Here is a 15,423-nt window from a genome sequence, read left to right on the forward strand (position 1 = left end):
TTGCACCCTTCATGACGAACGTAGGAATCATCGGAGCCGGCCACATCGGTCAGGCACTCGCCCGCACTTTCATCGCCCACGGCTACACTGTCACGATCGCGAACTCGCGCGGACCGGAGACGCTCGCGGAGCTCGTCGACGAGCTGGGCCCGTCGGCGACCGCGGCGACGGCCGCCGAGGCGGGAGCGGCCGGGGACTTCGTGGTGGTGACGGTCCCGCTCCGGAGCTACCGCGGCATCCCCGTCGAGCCACTCGCGGGAAAGATCGTGATCGACACGAACAACTACTACTTCGAGCGGGACGGCCACATCGCCGAGCTCGACGACGGGACGGCGACGGTCTCCGGCCTCCTCCAGGCCCACCTGCCGGAGTCCAGGGTGGCCAAGGGCTTCAACCACATCGCGGCCCGCGACATCCAGACCACCGGCTCGCCCGAGGGCACCGAGAACCGTCGTGCGCTCGCGACCGCGAGCGACCACGAGGACGCGGCTGCGCTGGTGACGTCGATCTACGACCAGTTCGGCTTCGACACCGTCAACCTCGGCCCGCTCTCGGAGAGCTGGCGGGTGGAGCGCGACCGCCCGGCCTACGTGGTGCGACAGAACCGCGAGGAGCTCGAGGCGAACCTGGCGAAGGCGCCCCGAACGATCTGACGCCGTCCGGCCCCTCCACCGCGCGCCGTCGGCGACGGAAACCTCTTGGTCAAACGGATGCCGCGTCCTACGTTGGGCACGTGAGCAGCGAGAGCAGCACGATCGAGGAAGACCGTCGCGATTTCGAGCGCAGGCTCGCGGTGGAGGGGGAGCGCCTGCGCCGCCTCCTCGGCGCGATCTACGGCGACCATCCGGGACTGCAAGCGGCGTTGGCGAGCACGCTGGAGCTCGTGGACGCCTCCTGGCGGGAGCGCACCGCCGAGCTCAAAGACCTCGACCGCCGGCGCTCGGAGCAGCCGGACTGGTTCCAGTCCAACGCCATGCTCGGCGGTGTCTGCTACGCCGACCTCTACTCGGGCGGCGTCCCCGGGCTCCAGGAGCGGATCCCGTACTTCCGCGAGCTGGGGCTGACCTACCTGCACGTGATGCCGCCGTTCCGCACCCCGGAGGGGAACTCGGACGGCGGCTACGCGGTCTCCAGCTATCGGGAGCTGAACCCGCAGCTCGGCACGATCGACGACCTCCGGGCCCTGGGCGAGGCGCTGCGCGGGAACGGCATCTCACTCGCCGTCGACTTCGTCTTCAACCACACCGCCAGCAACCACGAGTGGGCTAGGCGTGCGGTCGCCGGCGACCCGGCCTTCCGGGACTACTACTGGATGTTCGACTCCCGCGAGCAGCCGGACCGGTTCGAGGAGACGACGCGGGAGATCTTCCCGGACGACCATCCCGGCTCCTTCGTCCAGCTCGCGGACGGCACCTGGGTCTGGGCGTCGTTCCACACGTTCCAGTGGGACCTCAACTACTCCAACCCGGCCGTGTTCCGGGCGATGGCGGGGGAGATGCTCTTCCTTGCCAACCTCGGGGTGGAGGTCCTGCGGATGGACGCCGTCCCGTTCATCTGGAAGCAGCTCGGCACTTCCAGCGAGAACCTCCCCCAGGCCCACCTGCTGCTGCAGGCCTTCAACGCCGTCTGCCGCATCGCAGCGCCCGCGATGGTCTTCCTCTCGGAGGCCATCGTGCACCCGGACGACGTGCTCTCGTACGTGCGCCCGGACGAGTGCCAGCTCAGCTACAACCCGCTGCAGATGGCGCTCACCTGGGAGGCGCTGGCGACCCGCGACGTGCGGATGCTCCAGAGCGCGCTGGCCGACCGCCACCGGACGCCCGCCGGGACCGCCTGGGTCAATTACGTGCGCAGCCACGACGACATCGGCTGGACGTTCGCGGACGAGGACGCCGCCCGTCTCGGCATCGACCCGTACGGTCACCGCCGCTTCCTCAACGACTACTACACGGGCCGCTTCGAGGGCAGCTTCGCGCGCGGCGCCGCCTTCCAGTTCAACCCGAAGACGGGCGACAGTCGCGTCGCCGGGACGACCGCCTCCCTGGCGGGGTACGAGTCGGGCGACGCGGGAGGGCCAGGCCGGGTGCTGCTCGCCTACTCCCTCGCGCTGTCGACGGGCGGCATCCCGCTGATCTACCTGGGCGACGAGGTGGGCCAGCTCAACGACTACGGGCAACTGGAGGACGAGGGCCGCCGAGAGGACTCCCGGTGGGTCGGCCGGCCGTCGTATCCGGCGCGGTTGTACGAGGAGCGGACGGATGCGTCCACGCCCGCCGGGAGCCTGTACGAACGGATGCGGTGGCTCATCGCGCTGCGCCGGCGGTTCGGTGAGTTCGGGGGTGGCGAGCTGGTCGCGCTCGACACCGGGAACCCGAAGGTGCTGGGGTACCTCCGGCCGGGACAGGACGGGCGCTCGCTCCTGGTGCTGGCGAACTTCGGCGATTACCCGGAGCGGGTCGAGCCGTGGGCGCTCGACGGGCATGCTGCGGAGCGGACGGACCTCGTGACGGGTGGCGCCCATGACCTTCGGGAGGGCGTGACGCTCGGCGGGCACGCGTTCGTGTGGTTGGTCCCCGCGGAGTGAGCGGTCGCCCTAGGCTCACACCGCAGTGCGGATCCGCACCTCCCGCTCCATCCGCTTCTCGTGTCGCTCCCGGCCCTTCAGCGCCTCGGCCTCGCGGCTCTTCGGCGGCGCGTTGGTGACGAGCTGGTCGAGCATGCGGCGCGTGGCCTCGGCGATCTCGGCGATCGCCTGGTCGAAGGCGGCCGCGTTCGCCCGGGAGGGGCGCGTCGAGCCGCTGACCTTGCGGACGAACTGGAGGGCGGCCTCCCGGACCTCGTCGTCCGTCGTGGGCGGTTCGAAGTTGTGGAGGCAGCGGATGTTCCGGCACATGCCGCGACGATACCGCCATTCAATCCCGGGTGTTGTGCGTCTTCTCAGGTTGAATGGCGGAAGATTTCCCGGTTACCCCCACAGCAGGATAGGAACCACCCCATGAGCTCGCTCCGCGATCACATCGAGCGCACCCTCCCCGAGACCGAGGGCATCGCCGCCGAGGTCGACGGCCTCACGAACACCGGCGCCATCACGCTTCCGCAGGTCTGACGCCACTCGAAGCTCCGACACCCGTCGCGGGGCCGCGGCCTCCCGGACTCAGCCCTCGGCGACGCGTCGGACGAAGGTCGTGACGTGCTCCCGCAGCGCCTCCATGCGCTGGAGGCGCGCGGCCTCCACGTCGAAGCCGACGTAGGCGAGCGGCGGTCGCTTGCGGACGTTCGCCGAGCACTCGAAGCCCGCGCACACGAGCGTGCCCAGCGTGTTCCCGTTGCGGCCCGCCGCGCCCGCGCGCTTCGCGATGAAGAAGACGACCTCGTTGGGCAGGTGCACGTCCTCGCACCACGAGCACTGCGGCCGGCTGCGGACGCCGCCGTCGGCCTTCCGCAGCAGGACGCCGACGAGCTCGCCGTCGACCTCCGCGATCACATAGCCCTGGTTCGGGTTCCTGCGGTCGCGCCAGCCGAGGTAGTCGAGGTCGTCCCAGCGCGTGTTCGCCAGATCGGGGAGGGTGAGCTCCTTGCGCTCGCGCTGGGAGGCGTTGACGAAGGAGGAGCGGAGCTGCTGCTCGTTCACGGGAAGCATGGATGGGTGTCCTGTCTGTCTGCGGACCGCGGACGCCGGGGACGGCGACGGGTCCGGCGTGATGGGGTGCTCGCGGGGCCGGCGAAAAAATGGCCGGGCAACGGCGCGTAAGCGCGCACGAACGCGGGCGGGAGCGCGCGGAAAAGGGCGCGCGGGATCACGGGAAGAGAGGCGGGGCTATCTCACGCCGGCGATGAGGACGCCGACGACCTCCAGACGCCCGACGGGCTGAGACGCGATGAACCGATCCACCCGGGTAGTCTACGACACGCCCGGGCGGCGGCAGGGGACTGCGGCTACGCCCGCGAGGTGCTGCCGATCCCGTACGACGCGAAGAACGTGCCGCCGTAGAGGGCGGCCGCGACCAGGAACCCGGCCGCCATCACGTACGACGCCCACTCGTTGCCGGTGACCATCGTGCCGACGCCCGCGAGGAACGTGATCACGATGACGATGAGGCCCCACAATGCCAGGCGCTGGCCGACACCGGCCGTGCGGGCGGCGAGGAGCAGCCGGATGCTGATCACGACCAGGCCGATCGCGACCAGGATGTGCAGGATGACGATGATCGTGTCCACGACGATCGCGAAGGTGCCCTTCGGGTCGCCGATGAGGTTGGCCGCCATCCCGAGCAGGAACTGGAGGGCCAGGGCGGACAGCGCTTCCCGCGAGCGACGGCGCAGGCTGTCGGTCGGGCTCGGTGAGGCGGACGGTGCGGCGGATTCGGACATGGTCTCCCTGCCTCGAGATACGGCTCGTCGAGATGCGGATCGTTGAGATGCGGCTCGGACGGGACCATTCTGCTCCCGCGGGCGTCCGCCGGTACAGAGGCGCGGCGATCGGCGTCCGTCGGCGTAGAGTGCCTGACGTGCCGACAGACGCGTCCGACTGGTTCCTGAGCCGAGCCGAGCGGGGGAACCCGGCGTCCGCCGTGCAGGCCGGGCCCTCCGGGACCGCGTCCTGGTCGGAAGGCAACCGGGTGCGGCCGCTCGTCCACGGCGCGACCTACTTCGCGCGGCTGCACGAGGAGCTCTCGGCGCTGGAGCCGGGCGACCGCGTGTTCTTCACCGACTGGCGCGGCGACAAGGACGAGCGGCTGCTGCCGGACGGCCCGACGATCGGGGAGCTGCTGGCGGACATCGCGCGAGCCGGTGTCGAGGTGCGCGGCCTGGTGTGGCGTGCCCACGGCCAGAGCGTCCGAGGGCCGATGAGCGGTTTGACGAACGCGCTGCTGGGCCGCGAGATCAACGACGCCGGTGGCGAGGTCCTGCTCGACCAGCGGGTGCGCGCCTTCGGGTCGCACCACCAGAAGCTCTTCGTGGTGCGGCACACGCACGACCCGGCCCGGGACGTCGCGTTCGTCGGCGGGATCGACCTCTGCCATAGCCGGCGGGACGACATCCGGCACGCGGGCGACCCGCAGGCGGTGGGCATCGATCCGCGGTACGGCGAGCGTCCGCCCTGGCACGACGCGGCACTCGAACTGCGCGGACCCGTGGTCGGCGACCTCCTCGACACGTTCTCGGAGCGCTGGGACGACCCGCACCCACTGGACCATCGCAACCCGTACCGGATGCTCGTGCAGCGCCTCGCCGACATGCCGCGGCACCCGAAGCCGCTCCCGGAGGCCGCGCCTCCGCCTCCGGTGGCCGGGACGCACGCCGTGCAGGTCCTGAGGACGTACGCGCCGAAGCGACCGGGGTTCCCGTTCGCGCCGCACGGGGAGCGCAGCATCGCGCGCGCCTACCTCAAGGCCTTCGCGCGCGCACGCTCCCTCATCTACATCGAGGACCAGTTCCTCTGGTCGAGGGAGGTCGTCGCCGGGATCGCGAAGGCCCTGCGGTCGAACCCCGCACTGCAGGTGATCGTGGCTGTGCCGCGGTACCCGGACGACGACAGCGGAGTCTCCGGCCCTCCCGGACGCCTCGCTCAGCATCGGGCCGTGTCGACGCTTCGCCGTGCGGCGCCCGACCGGGTGGGCGTCTTCGACCTCGAGAACGACGCGGGCACTCCGATCTACGTACACGCGAAGATCTGCATCATCGACAACACCTGGATGACCTGCGGCTCCGACAACTTCAACCTGCGTTCCTGGACCAGCGACAGCGAGCTCACCTGCGCCATCGTCGGAGGGGACGTCGCGCGCGACCTCCGCACGCAGCTCTGGGCCGAGCACCTCGGCCTGGACCGGGACGACCCGCGCATCGCGGACGCAACCGACGGGCTGGCGCTGTGGGCGGAGAGCAGCGACGCGCTCGACGCCTGGCACCGATCGGGGCGGCGGTCGCCCCGGCCGCGCGGCCAGGCCCGACGCCACCGCATCGAACCGGTGACGTGGCTGCAGCGCGTCTGGGCGGAACCGCTCTACCGGTTCGTCGTAGACCCCGACTCGCGGCCGGGGCGACTGCGGGGGACGGGGCGGTTCTAGGGGCCGAGTAGCGAAGGCGCCGCCCGCGTGTAGTGTCGCGGCGTGGATGGTGACCGAGTGCGGCTGCAACCGTGGACCGAGGCCGACCTGACCGTGGAGCTGCGGAACGATGCCGCGGACATGACGGTGTTCCTGGGCGGCCCGCAGGGCGAGGAGGTCGTGCGCCGGCGTCACGAGCGGTTCCTCGTCGGGCAGGCGGACGGGACCATCGCGCCGTTCACGGTGTGGTCGGACGCGGCGGACGAGCCGGTCGGCGCGGCGGCCTACTGGCAGATCGAGCATCACGGCGACGCCGTGTACGAGTGCGGCTGGTTCGTGTTCGTGCCCCACCAGCGCCACGGGTACGCGCAGGCGGCCGTGCGGCTCCTGCTCGAACATGCCGCGGCCCGGGCCGACCGCGACACCGTGTTCGCCTTCCCGCGCGTCGACAATGCGGCCTCCAACGCGCTCGCCCGCTCGGTGGGATTCGTGAACACCGGGGTCGAGGACTCGGAGTACCCGAAGGGCGTGCCGATCACGGTCAACGCGTGGGCGTTCGACCTGCGCGCGCTCCGCTGAGGGGGTTCGACGCCCCTGTAGCGTTGCCCTCATGTTCTCGAAGACCCTCGCCTCCGGCGCCCAGTTCCGTCCCCTCGAGCCCTGGATGGCGGAGGAGTTCGCCGCGCACCTCGACCGCGCCAGGGAGCACATCCGCCCGTGGGTCGGCCCCTCGTTCGTCACCGACGACGTCGCGGGCGCCCGCGCGACGCTCGGCCGGTACGCCGAGCGCGCGGCCAAGGAGGGCGCGGGCATCTACGGCATCTGGTCGGACGGCACGCTCGTCGGCGGAGTCATGTTCGTGGACTTCGTGCCGGCGACGGGCGGCTTCGAGGTGGGCTGCTGGCTGGAGCCGGGCGCCGAAGGCCACGGGCACATCACCAGCGCCGTCCGCGAACTGCTCGCCTACGCGTTCGACGAGCGCGGGATGCACCGGGCGGAGTGGCGCTGCCGGAACGACAACGAGCGCAGCTCGGCCGTCGCGCGCCGACTCGGGATGACGCTGGAGGGCGTGCTCCGGGAGGCGTGGCCGGTCGGTGGGGTGTTCCACGACAAGCAGGTGTGGTCGCTGCTCGCCTCCGAGCGGGAGGGCGCCGGCGCGGCGTCGGTCTGACCACCGCGCTCGGCCTCCGCCCCTACTTCTTCAGCGCCTGCCTGACCGCCTTCGCGTCGGCCTGCGCCTTCTTCACCGCCGCGCGCGCGGACGTGAGCGACGACTTCGAGGACGACAGCGCCGAGTGGTTGGAGTCGTAGGAGGCCGGGGTCACGGCCAGGGCCGCGGCGGCGACTCCGCTCGCGTCGTGGGACGCGGTCGACAGCTGCGCGCTCAGGTCGCTGAGGTCGGACTGCAGCGCGGAGGTCGACTTCGCCTTGTCCGTGCCCGACAGCAGGCCGGCGAGGGTGGACTGCTCCTTGGTGAGCTTGGGGATCGTGGTGCCGGTCAGACGGTCGGCGTCCGAGGCGAGGCGCGCCTGGGGGAGGGCGACGGCGTCGACGCGGTAGGAGGTGAAGACCTTCTTGAGGTCGGCGGCCGCCTGGGTGGTCGTGGTGTCGGCGGCGATGGCCGAGGCCGAGGACTTCATGCCGGCGAGGTCGGCGTTGAGGGTCGCGAGGATCGTGGACTTGTCGCCGGAGGCCAGGGTCGTGTCGGCGTTGACCTTCGCGATCGCTGCGGTGAGCTTGGTCTCACGGTCGCTGGTGGCCTTCGCACCGGCGGCCTGGAGCTGCGCCAGCGTCTTGGGGGCGTGCGAGGCGGACGGGGTCGGGGTCGGCGTCGGGGTGTCGGCGAAGGCCGGGCCGCCGATGAGGGCCGCGCATGCGATTCCCGTGGTCGCCGCCGTGATGATGCCGATGGATCGTCTGGACATGGTTCTCCCGTTCAGAGGTAAGCCGCCGGGGTTTTCCGGCTGAGTCCAGCCTCGTCGGGGAATGTTCGGGGATGGTAAAGGACGGGTTCGGGACGGGTACGCGCTCAGCGCCGCCGCACCGGGCGCACCGTCAGCGCCTCCACCATCCCGGTGCTCGGCAGGTCGACCGCCACGCGCACGGTGGCCGCGACCATCTCCGGAGCGATCGTGAACGCGGCGTCGTACTCGTGCCCTTCGCGGGCCACGAGCGCGCGCTGCATGTCCGTGTCGACCCGGCCGGGGTGGATGCTGGTGACGCGGACGCCGTTCGGGCGCTCCTCCTCGCGCAGCGCGTCGGTGAGCGCGCGCAGGGCGAACTTCGAGCCGGAGTAGACGCCGCCGCCCGCCCCGCTGCTCAGTCCCGAGCCGCTGTTGATCGCGACGACCAGCCCGCCGGCCTCCCGGAGTGCGGGGAGGGTCGCCCGCAGCAGGGCCGCGACCGCGAAGACGTTGACCTCGAACACGTGCCGCCAGGTTGCATCGTCCGTCTCGGCGACGGTGCCGCCGTCCTCCACGCCGGCGGACAGCACGAGCACGTCGAGCCGGCCCGGGAGGGCGGGCAGCGTGTCGCCGGTCAGGTCCGCGACGAACGGCTCGGCTGACGGCAGCTCCGCCACGACGGACGCGACACCTGTGGCATCCCGCCCGCCGACCAGGATGTGGTGGGTGCTTCCCAGCTCGACGGCGATCGCCCGGCCGATGCCGCGCGACGCTCCGGTGATCAGGGCGACGGGACGGGAGTTCTGGGTCATGCTCCGAGCCTAGGCGGCGCTCCCGCTCCCCAGCAGGAAGATCCGCTTCGTGACATCGACGACCCGCTCGTCGTCCCCGTCCAGCAGTGCCGCCGACAGCTCGGTGTAGTCCTGCGCCAGCCTCCCCTGATCGGCGTCGAGCGCATGGTGGGTGACGGTGACGTGATAGCTCAGCGACGGTCCGGTCTGCGCCACGACCTCGATGAACACCGGGTTCCGGCACGCTTGCACCATCGACCCGAAGTACGCCCCGGCGGCCTTCGTGATGGCGGGGACGTCGCCGCTCCGATGCCGGACGGTCACGTCGCGGGCCAGCGCCGCAAGGCGCGTCCGATCCTCGACGGTCAGGTGCGGCAGGGCCAGGATGGTCGCACCCGTCACGAGCACGCCGATGGTCTGGAGGGTGTCGCGCGCCTCCTCGGGCCGCGGCGCGATGACGGCGGAGTGCGACTGCGGCGCGGTCTCCACCAGGCCCTCCAGGCTGAGCGTGTGCAGCGCCTGCCGGATCGGCGTGCCGGAAACGCCGAGCCAGCCGCGCAGCTCGGCCTCGTCCAGGCGCTCACCCGGCAGCAGCACGCCGGAGAGGATGGCCTCCTTGAGCTGCCCGTAGACGCGTTCGCGGACGAGCTCGCGGGGGGTGGTGGTCTTCTCGGGGGAGCGGGGGATCGGCATCAGTCGCGCCCCTCCCCGGCGGCCGGCGGAGCATCGATGCGGAAGATCTCGCGCTCCGCCGCGGCCACAGCGCGGGGGTCGGCCGACGCGAGCGCCGAGCGCAGGGCGGCATACGATTGCGCGGCCTCCGGCCAGTCGATACCGAGCGCCCGGTAGGCGACCCCCACGTAGTACGCACGGGCGGCGAGCGTCCGCGCGGCCAGCCGGAGCAGGACGAGGTTCGGGCACAGCGACATCAGCCGCCCGTAGTACCGCTGGGAGGCCGCGAGCGACGCGTCGAGGTCGGCGGCGTCCAGCGCGGCGATCAGGAGGTCGACGTCCCCGACGAGGGCGTCCCGGTCGGCGTCGGTCAGGCGTTCGAGGGTGAGGTCGAGCACGCCGAGGACGAACACGCCGATGGTCTGCAGGTGCAGCACGGCGTCCTCCACCCGCGGCTCGACCACGCGGGTGTACGACTGGGCGGCGGTCTCCACGAAGCCCTCGACGGTCAGCGCGTGGAGGGCCTGACGGATCGGCGTCGTCGACATCCCGAGCCAGGCCTGGAGCTCGGCGTCGTCCAGGCGCTCGCCGGGCCGGATCGTGCCGTCGAGGATCGCCGTCCGGAGCGACTCGTAGGCGCGGTCACGCGCCAGCACACGTGTCTGCCGGACCTCCGACACCCCCGGGACGGGCATCTCCCCCACCTTCTCTCGCGCGCACGCGAGTTGCTCCGACTCCGATCGTAACGGTAGGGGCGGAGGGGTGGAACTGGAGCCTGGATTAAAGTTCCAATCTCGACGTATACTCGCGGCAGGAAGACGATTCCGACGTTTCAACCCCCAGGGAGGGCCCGCCCCCAGTGGTCCCTCCGCCCGACGGGCTCCCGCATTCGGGTGTCGGGTGCCCGTCGAGGGGTCCTGCGTTTCGGGTACGCAGGACCCCTCAAACTTTCCCCGACGCCGGCCCGGCCGAATGGAGGAGGTTCCCGCGATGGGATCCGCGGTCGACCAGCCATCGCCGACGTACTTCGAGCGCCGGTTCCGCTCGCGCGACCGCGACGAGACGCAGGCGTACCTGGCCGGCCAGTACGGCCGTGTCCTCCTCGGCCGTCGCTTCTCCGGCTACGCCGAGCACGTGGTCGGCGACGGTCGCTTCCTCCTGGCCGACGCCGTGATGCTCGGCGAGCTGCGCTGCGTGGTCGACCCGGACGTCCTCCTCATCTCGACCGGCACGCCGGGCAGTGGCTGGGAGGTCGGCGACGAGACCGGCAGTTTCGCGGCCGACCCGGTGATCTTCCAGCCGGGCGAGCAGTCCGTGCACAGGATGTCCGACCTGCAGGGTCGCGCCGTCGCGTTCCGCGTGCCCGACCTGACCCGCACGGCCCGGCTGCTCTACGCGCAGGACGACCTGGAGCTCCGCTTCGACGGTCCCCGTCCGGTCAACGCCCGACGCGCCGCCTACTGGCTGGCGACCCTGGAGGTCGCCAGGCGCGAGTGGAGGACCGGCGCGCTCACGAACGACACGGTGCGCGCGACCACCTACCGTCAGCTCGCCGTCTCAGCGCTGGAGACCTTCCGGCTGGTGGCGGACCGGCGCGAGCTCCGCATGTCCGCCGAGCGCCGGGCGCGCGTGTTCCACGTCGGCGCACGGTACCTCCGCGACCACGCGGCGCTGCCGATCACGATCGAGGACGCCGCCCACGCCGCCGGCGCGTCCACCGGAGAGCTCGTGCTCGCCTTCCGCTCCCAGCAGGACGGCCTCGGACCCACCACCTACCTGCGGCGATCCCGGCTGAACGGCGCGCACGACCAGCTCACCAGCACGCCCATCACGGTGCGCGCGGCCGCGGAGCTGTGGGGCTTCTCGTCGGAGGAGGTCTTCGTGCGCCACTACCGCACGGAGTTCGGCGCGGACCCGGTCGGCTCCGACGCCTAGGCGGAGGCAGGCGGCCGCTGGGCCGGCGGGTGTCAGCCCGCCCGGTACAGGTCCGCCTCGAACCGGTACGCGTCCCCGCGGTAGGTGTTCAACCCCAGCAGCACCGGCCCGCCCGCCCGCTCGTACGCGATCTCGCGCCCGATCAGCACAGGGCTCCCCGCCGAGATGTGCAGCAGCCCGGCGATGTCCGGCGTCGCCGCGTCGGCCTGGACGCTGTACGCGCTGCGGTAGATGTCGACCGAGCACAGCGTCTGCAGCGACTCGTACAGTGACGCGTCGGTGAGGTCGGCCTCCACCAGCGGCGCGGCGACCGAGAGCGGGATGACGTTGGTGTCCACGCAGATCGGCGTGGAGTTCATCCCGCGCAGGCGCACCAGCACGAGCACGTCGGCGCCGGCGACGATGCCGAGCCGTTCCGCCTCGTCGATGGTGGCCGACCGGACGCTCTTCTCGAGCACCTGTGCCGTCGGCGTGTGGCCGCGCAGCCGGGCCATCTCGCTGAAGCTCTGCAGCGTGCTCGGCGGCTCCCCGACCGTCGGGCTGGGGACGAACCAGCCGCGCTGGGCCGAGCGCGCGATGCGGCCCTGGCGCTCCAGGTCCTCCAGGGCCGTGCGGATGGTGCTGCGGCTGACATGGAGGCCCTCGGCCAGCTGCCGTTCGCCGGGCAGCCGGGTGCCGGGCGGGTACACGCCGTGGTTCAGGGACGTGTTCAGGTCGCGGGTGACGCGCTCTGCGATCGTCGGAGTCTTCACAGGAAGTGACCATACCAGTTCGACCGATGGCTGTTAATACGTTCTCGAATGGACTATCTGGTTTGGTTATGGTTACGGTTGGTTCCGCGCCGGTCATCGGCGCCACCCCCATGCTCACGAGTTAAAGGAGACTCGCATGAAAAAGAGGCACCTCGTAGGAGCCCTCGCGCTCACCGCTGGACTGGCCCTCGGCCTGACAGCGTGCGCACCAGGAGGCTCCAGCGCTGCGGGCTCTTCGCACGCCGTCTCGAAGGATGTTTCCGGCAAGCCCGTCACCCTCAAGATCCTCGACTTCTGGCAGGGCGACGAGGGCAAGTGGATGGACTCGGTCGTCTCGGCCTTCGAGAAGCAGCACCCGAACATCACCATCAAGCGCACCACGCAGGACTGGGGCCAGGTGATGAACACCCTCAACCTGCGTCTCGCGGACCCGAACGGTCCCGACATCGCGCTCGTCAACAACGGCTGGCAGTCGATGGGCACGCTCGCCAAGGGCGGCCGCATCCTCAACCTGGACGCCTACTCCGACCTGTACGGCTGGAAGAAGGAGATCCCGGACACGATCGCCCGCCAGCTCGAGTTCACCCCGGACGGCAAGCAGATGGGCACCGGCTCGCTGTACGCCACCCCCGCGGCGCGCTCGTCGCTGATCGGCCTGTACTACAACAAGGAGATCCTCGACAAGCTTGGGCTCCCGGTGCCGAAGACGCTCGCCGACTTCGAGAAGGACGCGGCAGCGGTCAAGGCCGCCGGCATCACCCCGATCGCGTACGGCTCGCAGGACAAGGGCTCGGCGACCTCGATCCTCTTCGCGACCCAGGACCTGTATGCGACCTCCGCCAACATCGGTGACTTCGTCTACTCCAGCGGCAAGGTCCCGATCACCTCGACCGGTATCGTCGACGCCGCCAAGGACGTCAAGAAGTGGGCCGACGACGGCTGGTTCACCGCCAACTACCCCGGCGTCCAGTACGCCGACGCGCAGGCCGAGTTCCTGGGCGGCAAGGCGGCCTTCCGCTTCGAGTACACCGGCTCGCTCGGCTTCTCGGACGCGCAGAAGCAGACCATGGGCTACGTGCAGCTCCCGCAGGTGCAGGGCGGCAAGGTGGTCGGCACGGGCTCGACCGCGGCCAACCTGTCCATCTCGGCCAAGTCGAAGCACCCGGACGCCGCGGCGGCCTTCCTCGACTTCATGGCGTCGAAGACGGCGGCCCAGCAGGCAGTCGACCACGGCTTCCTCCCGCTGCTGCACTCGGGCCTCAGCACCCCGAGCGGCAACCCGGAGCTCTCCACCGAGATCTCGGCGCAGCAGAAGCTCGACACCGGCAACGGTTACGTGCCCTACTTCGACTGGTCGACCCCGACGATGATCGACACGATCGGCGGACAGCTCCAGCAGCTCTACGCCGGCCAGGTCACGCCCGACCAGCTCGCGGCGGCCGGTCAGAAGGACTACGACGCCTTCCAGGCCACGCGGAAGCAGGGCTGACGGGATGACCTCGTCCCAGGTGGTGCAGCGGCCGGAAGCTCCGGCCGCTGCACCGGCGGCCCCCGGCCGCACCGCGCCGAAGAAGGCTCCGCGGCGTGCGGTCTCGCCGCGCGTCCGCCGCCGCCACTGGCTCGGTCTGGCGTTCGCGGCGCCCGGCCTGCTGTTCTACGGCTTCGTGGTGATCATCCCGATCCTGCAGAGCCTCAACTACTCGTTCTACCGCTGGGACGGCGTGACCACCGCCACGTGGGTCGGCCTCAGCAACTACGTCTCCTTCTTCACCGACCCCGCCCTGGTCGAGTCGCTCGGCCACGTGCTCGTGCTGGTCGTCTTCTTCGCCATCCTGCCGATCGTGCTCGGGCTCCTCTCGGCCGCGCTGCTCGGCCGCGGCAAGCTGCGCGGCGGCGGGGTGTACCGCTGGCTGCTGTTCCTGCCGCAGGTACTGACCAGCGTCGTCGTCGCGGTGATCTGGAAGCGTATCTACGGGCCGGACGGCCCCCTCAACGAGGCGCTGCGCGCCGTGGGCCTCGGCGACCTGGCCAAGAACTGGCTCGGCGACTTCAACTGGGCGCTGCCCGCGCTCGGCGTCATCGGCACCTGGACGGCGCTCGGCCTCTGCATGGTGCTGTTCGTCGCCGGGGTCGCGGCCATCCCGACCGAGCTCTACGAGGCGGCTCGCATCGACGGCGCCGGCCCGATCCGCGAGTTCTTCTCGATCACCCTCCCGAGCCTCCGCGGCCAGGTGGCGGTCGCGCTCACGCTCACCGTGACGGGAGCGCTCCGGGCGTTCGACCTGGTGTGGATCACCACGCAGGGCGGCCCGGGCACCTCCACGACCACGCCGGCGCTGATCCTCTACCGCAAGGCGTTCCTCAACCCCGATGTGGGCATGGCCGCGGCCATCGGCATCGTCATCGCGATCGTCTGCCTGGGCGTCGCGCTCTTCATCACCCGACTCTCCGAGGAGAAGGACGCATGATCTCGCGCACCGAGCGCACGCTCAACCACGCCATCCTCGCGTTCGTCACGATCCTCGTGCTCTTCCCGGTCGTCTGGTTCGTGTTCACGGCGCTCAGCCCGAGCCGGAGCGGTCAGATCGACCTGCTGAACCTGCACTTCGAGAACTTCGTCACCGCCTGGAACGTGGGCAACTTCGGGTCGGCCATGATCGCGTCGGCCGTCATCACGATCGGCGCCGTGCTCGGCCAGACCCTGATCGCCATCCTCTCCGGCTTCGCGTTCGGCGTGCTCGGCGTCGTCGGGCAGAAGGTCCTCTTCCCGCTCATCCTGTTCGGGCTGATGATCTCGGCCGAAGTCTTCATCATCCCGCTGTACTACACGTTCCAGTCGCTCGGGCTCACGAACTCGTGGCTGGGCCTGATCATCATCCAGATCGGGATGGGCGTGCCGTTCGGCGTCTTCTGGATGCGGGCGACCTTCCGGGCCGTCCCGAAGTCGCTCATCGAGGCGGCGGAGATGGACGGCGCGCGGAGCTGGCGGATGCTGTGGCAGATCCTGCTGCCGATCTCGCGGCCCGCGGTGCTCACGCTCGCGCTGCTGTCGTTCATGTGGACGTGGAACGACTTCTTCCTCTCGCTGGTCTTCATCGCCGACCCGACCATCCAGCCCGCGACGCTGGCGCTCGGCGTCTTCCAGGGCCAGCACACCCTCGACGTCAACATGCTCGCGGCCGGATCGCTCATCGTGGCGCTGCCCGTGCTGATCCTCTACGCGTTCTTCCAGCGCCACTTCATCCGCGGCGTGCTCAACGGCGCGCTCAAAGAGTGACCTGGGCTCGCGCCCTCTTCCCGCACTGCACCAGAAGCAACAAAG

Annotated in this window: 17 protein-coding genes; 9 read left to right on the forward strand and 8 right to left on the reverse strand. The window is 70.8% G+C overall.

What is annotated here, in order from left to right; all coding sequences use genetic code 11:
* Positions 1-11 precede the first annotated feature (11 nt).
* Both ABH923_RS12840 and ABH923_RS12845 read left to right on the forward strand, forming a co-directional pair.
* Positions 12-653 carry an NADPH-dependent F420 reductase gene (locus ABH923_RS12840; RefSeq protein ID WP_370055761.1) on the forward strand — a complete coding sequence of 214 codons (642 nt, stop codon included), beginning with the start codon at positions 12-14 and terminating at the stop codon, positions 651-653.
* A gap of 80 nt (positions 654-733) precedes the next feature.
* Positions 734-2,584, forward strand: a complete 1,851-nt coding sequence (locus ABH923_RS12845; RefSeq protein WP_370055762.1) for an alpha-amylase family glycosyl hydrolase — start codon at positions 734-736, stop codon at positions 2,582-2,584.
* Positions 2,585-2,599: 15 nt separating this feature from the next.
* Here the strand turns inward: ABH923_RS12845 and ABH923_RS12850 are convergent, their stop codons facing one another.
* The 3 genes from ABH923_RS12850 to ABH923_RS12860 all read right to left on the reverse strand — a co-directional run bounded on the left by ABH923_RS12850 (position 2,600) and on the right by ABH923_RS12860 (position 4,371).
* Positions 2,600-2,893, reverse strand: a complete 294-nt coding sequence (locus ABH923_RS12850; protein WP_370055763.1) for a DUF2277 domain-containing protein — start codon at positions 2,891-2,893, stop codon at positions 2,600-2,602.
* A 261-nt stretch (positions 2,894-3,154) separates the two neighbouring features.
* Complete coding sequence (locus ABH923_RS12855; RefSeq protein WP_370055764.1) at positions 3,155-3,640, reverse strand: FBP domain-containing protein; 486 nt, start codon at positions 3,638-3,640, stop codon at positions 3,155-3,157.
* Between the two features lie 296 nt (positions 3,641-3,936).
* On the reverse strand, positions 3,937-4,371 hold the full coding sequence (locus ABH923_RS12860; protein WP_370055765.1) for a hypothetical protein: 435 nt from the start codon (positions 4,369-4,371) through the stop codon (positions 3,937-3,939).
* A gap of 137 nt (positions 4,372-4,508) precedes the next feature.
* On the opposite strand from ABH923_RS12860, the gene ABH923_RS12865 reads away from it, so the two are divergent.
* Genes ABH923_RS12865 through ABH923_RS12875 form a run of 3 tightly spaced genes read left to right on the forward strand, consistent with a single transcriptional unit; the run spans position 4,509 to position 7,218 of the window.
* Entirely contained in the window at positions 4,509-6,068 is a 1,560-nt protein-coding gene (locus ABH923_RS12865; protein WP_370055766.1) for a phospholipase D family protein, read from the forward strand.
* Positions 6,069-6,110: 42 nt separating this feature from the next.
* Complete coding sequence (locus tag ABH923_RS12870) at positions 6,111-6,626, forward strand: GNAT family N-acetyltransferase (RefSeq protein WP_370055767.1); 516 nt, start codon at positions 6,111-6,113, stop codon at positions 6,624-6,626.
* Positions 6,627-6,657: 31 nt separating this feature from the next.
* Positions 6,658-7,218: a GNAT family N-acetyltransferase gene (locus tag ABH923_RS12875; protein ID WP_370055768.1), complete on the forward strand. Its 561-nt coding sequence runs from the start codon at positions 6,658-6,660 to the stop codon at positions 7,216-7,218.
* A gap of 22 nt (positions 7,219-7,240) precedes the next feature.
* Here the strand turns inward: ABH923_RS12875 and ABH923_RS12880 are convergent, their stop codons facing one another.
* The 4 genes from ABH923_RS12880 to ABH923_RS12895 all read right to left on the reverse strand — a co-directional run bounded on the left by ABH923_RS12880 (position 7,241) and on the right by ABH923_RS12895 (position 10,109).
* Positions 7,241-7,972: a hypothetical protein gene (locus tag ABH923_RS12880; protein WP_370055769.1), complete on the reverse strand. Its 732-nt coding sequence runs from the start codon at positions 7,970-7,972 to the stop codon at positions 7,241-7,243.
* A gap of 104 nt (positions 7,973-8,076) precedes the next feature.
* Entirely contained in the window at positions 8,077-8,763 is a 687-nt protein-coding gene (locus ABH923_RS12885) for an SDR family oxidoreductase (RefSeq protein WP_370055770.1), read from the reverse strand.
* Positions 8,764-8,772: 9 nt separating this feature from the next.
* A complete protein-coding gene (locus ABH923_RS12890) occupies positions 8,773-9,435 on the reverse strand; it encodes a GntR family transcriptional regulator (RefSeq protein ID WP_370055771.1) in 663 nt (220 codons plus the stop codon).
* The gene (locus ABH923_RS12895) at positions 9,435-10,109 is read right to left on the reverse strand and encodes a GntR family transcriptional regulator (protein ID WP_370055772.1); all 675 of its coding nucleotides are present in this window, start codon (positions 10,107-10,109) and stop codon (positions 9,435-9,437) included. Before ABH923_RS12895 ends, ABH923_RS12890 begins: the two co-directional genes overlap by 1 nt.
* A 295-nt stretch (positions 10,110-10,404) precedes the next feature.
* On the opposite strand from ABH923_RS12895, the gene ABH923_RS12900 reads away from it, so the two are divergent.
* Entirely contained in the window at positions 10,405-11,349 is a 945-nt protein-coding gene (locus ABH923_RS12900; protein WP_370055773.1) for a helix-turn-helix domain-containing protein, read from the forward strand.
* Positions 11,350-11,381: 32 nt separating this feature from the next.
* Here ABH923_RS12900 and ABH923_RS12905 read toward each other — a convergent pair whose 3' ends face one another.
* A complete protein-coding gene (locus ABH923_RS12905; protein ID WP_370055774.1) occupies positions 11,382-12,101 on the reverse strand; it encodes a GntR family transcriptional regulator in 720 nt (239 codons plus the stop codon).
* 136 nt (positions 12,102-12,237) lie between these two features.
* Between ABH923_RS12905 and ABH923_RS12910 the strand changes: the two genes are divergently transcribed.
* From ABH923_RS12910 to ABH923_RS12920, 3 genes are read left to right on the forward strand one after another with little or no spacing between them, the layout of a single operon-like run.
* Positions 12,238-13,590, forward strand: a complete 1,353-nt coding sequence (locus ABH923_RS12910) for an ABC transporter substrate-binding protein (RefSeq protein ID WP_370055775.1) — start codon at positions 12,238-12,240, stop codon at positions 13,588-13,590.
* Positions 13,591-13,594: 4 nt separating this feature from the next.
* Positions 13,595-14,569, forward strand: a complete 975-nt coding sequence (locus ABH923_RS12915; RefSeq protein WP_370055777.1) for a carbohydrate ABC transporter permease — start codon at positions 13,595-13,597, stop codon at positions 14,567-14,569.
* Positions 14,566-15,378: a carbohydrate ABC transporter permease gene (locus ABH923_RS12920; protein ID WP_370055778.1), complete on the forward strand. Its 813-nt coding sequence runs from the start codon at positions 14,566-14,568 to the stop codon at positions 15,376-15,378. Before ABH923_RS12915 ends, ABH923_RS12920 begins: the two co-directional genes overlap by 4 nt.
* The last annotated feature ends 45 nt before the right edge of the window (positions 15,379-15,423 follow it).

The organism is Leifsonia sp. EB41 (genome assembly GCF_041262565.1).
In the GTDB taxonomy this organism is placed as follows: Bacteria; Actinomycetota; Actinomycetes; order Actinomycetales; family Microbacteriaceae; genus Leifsonia.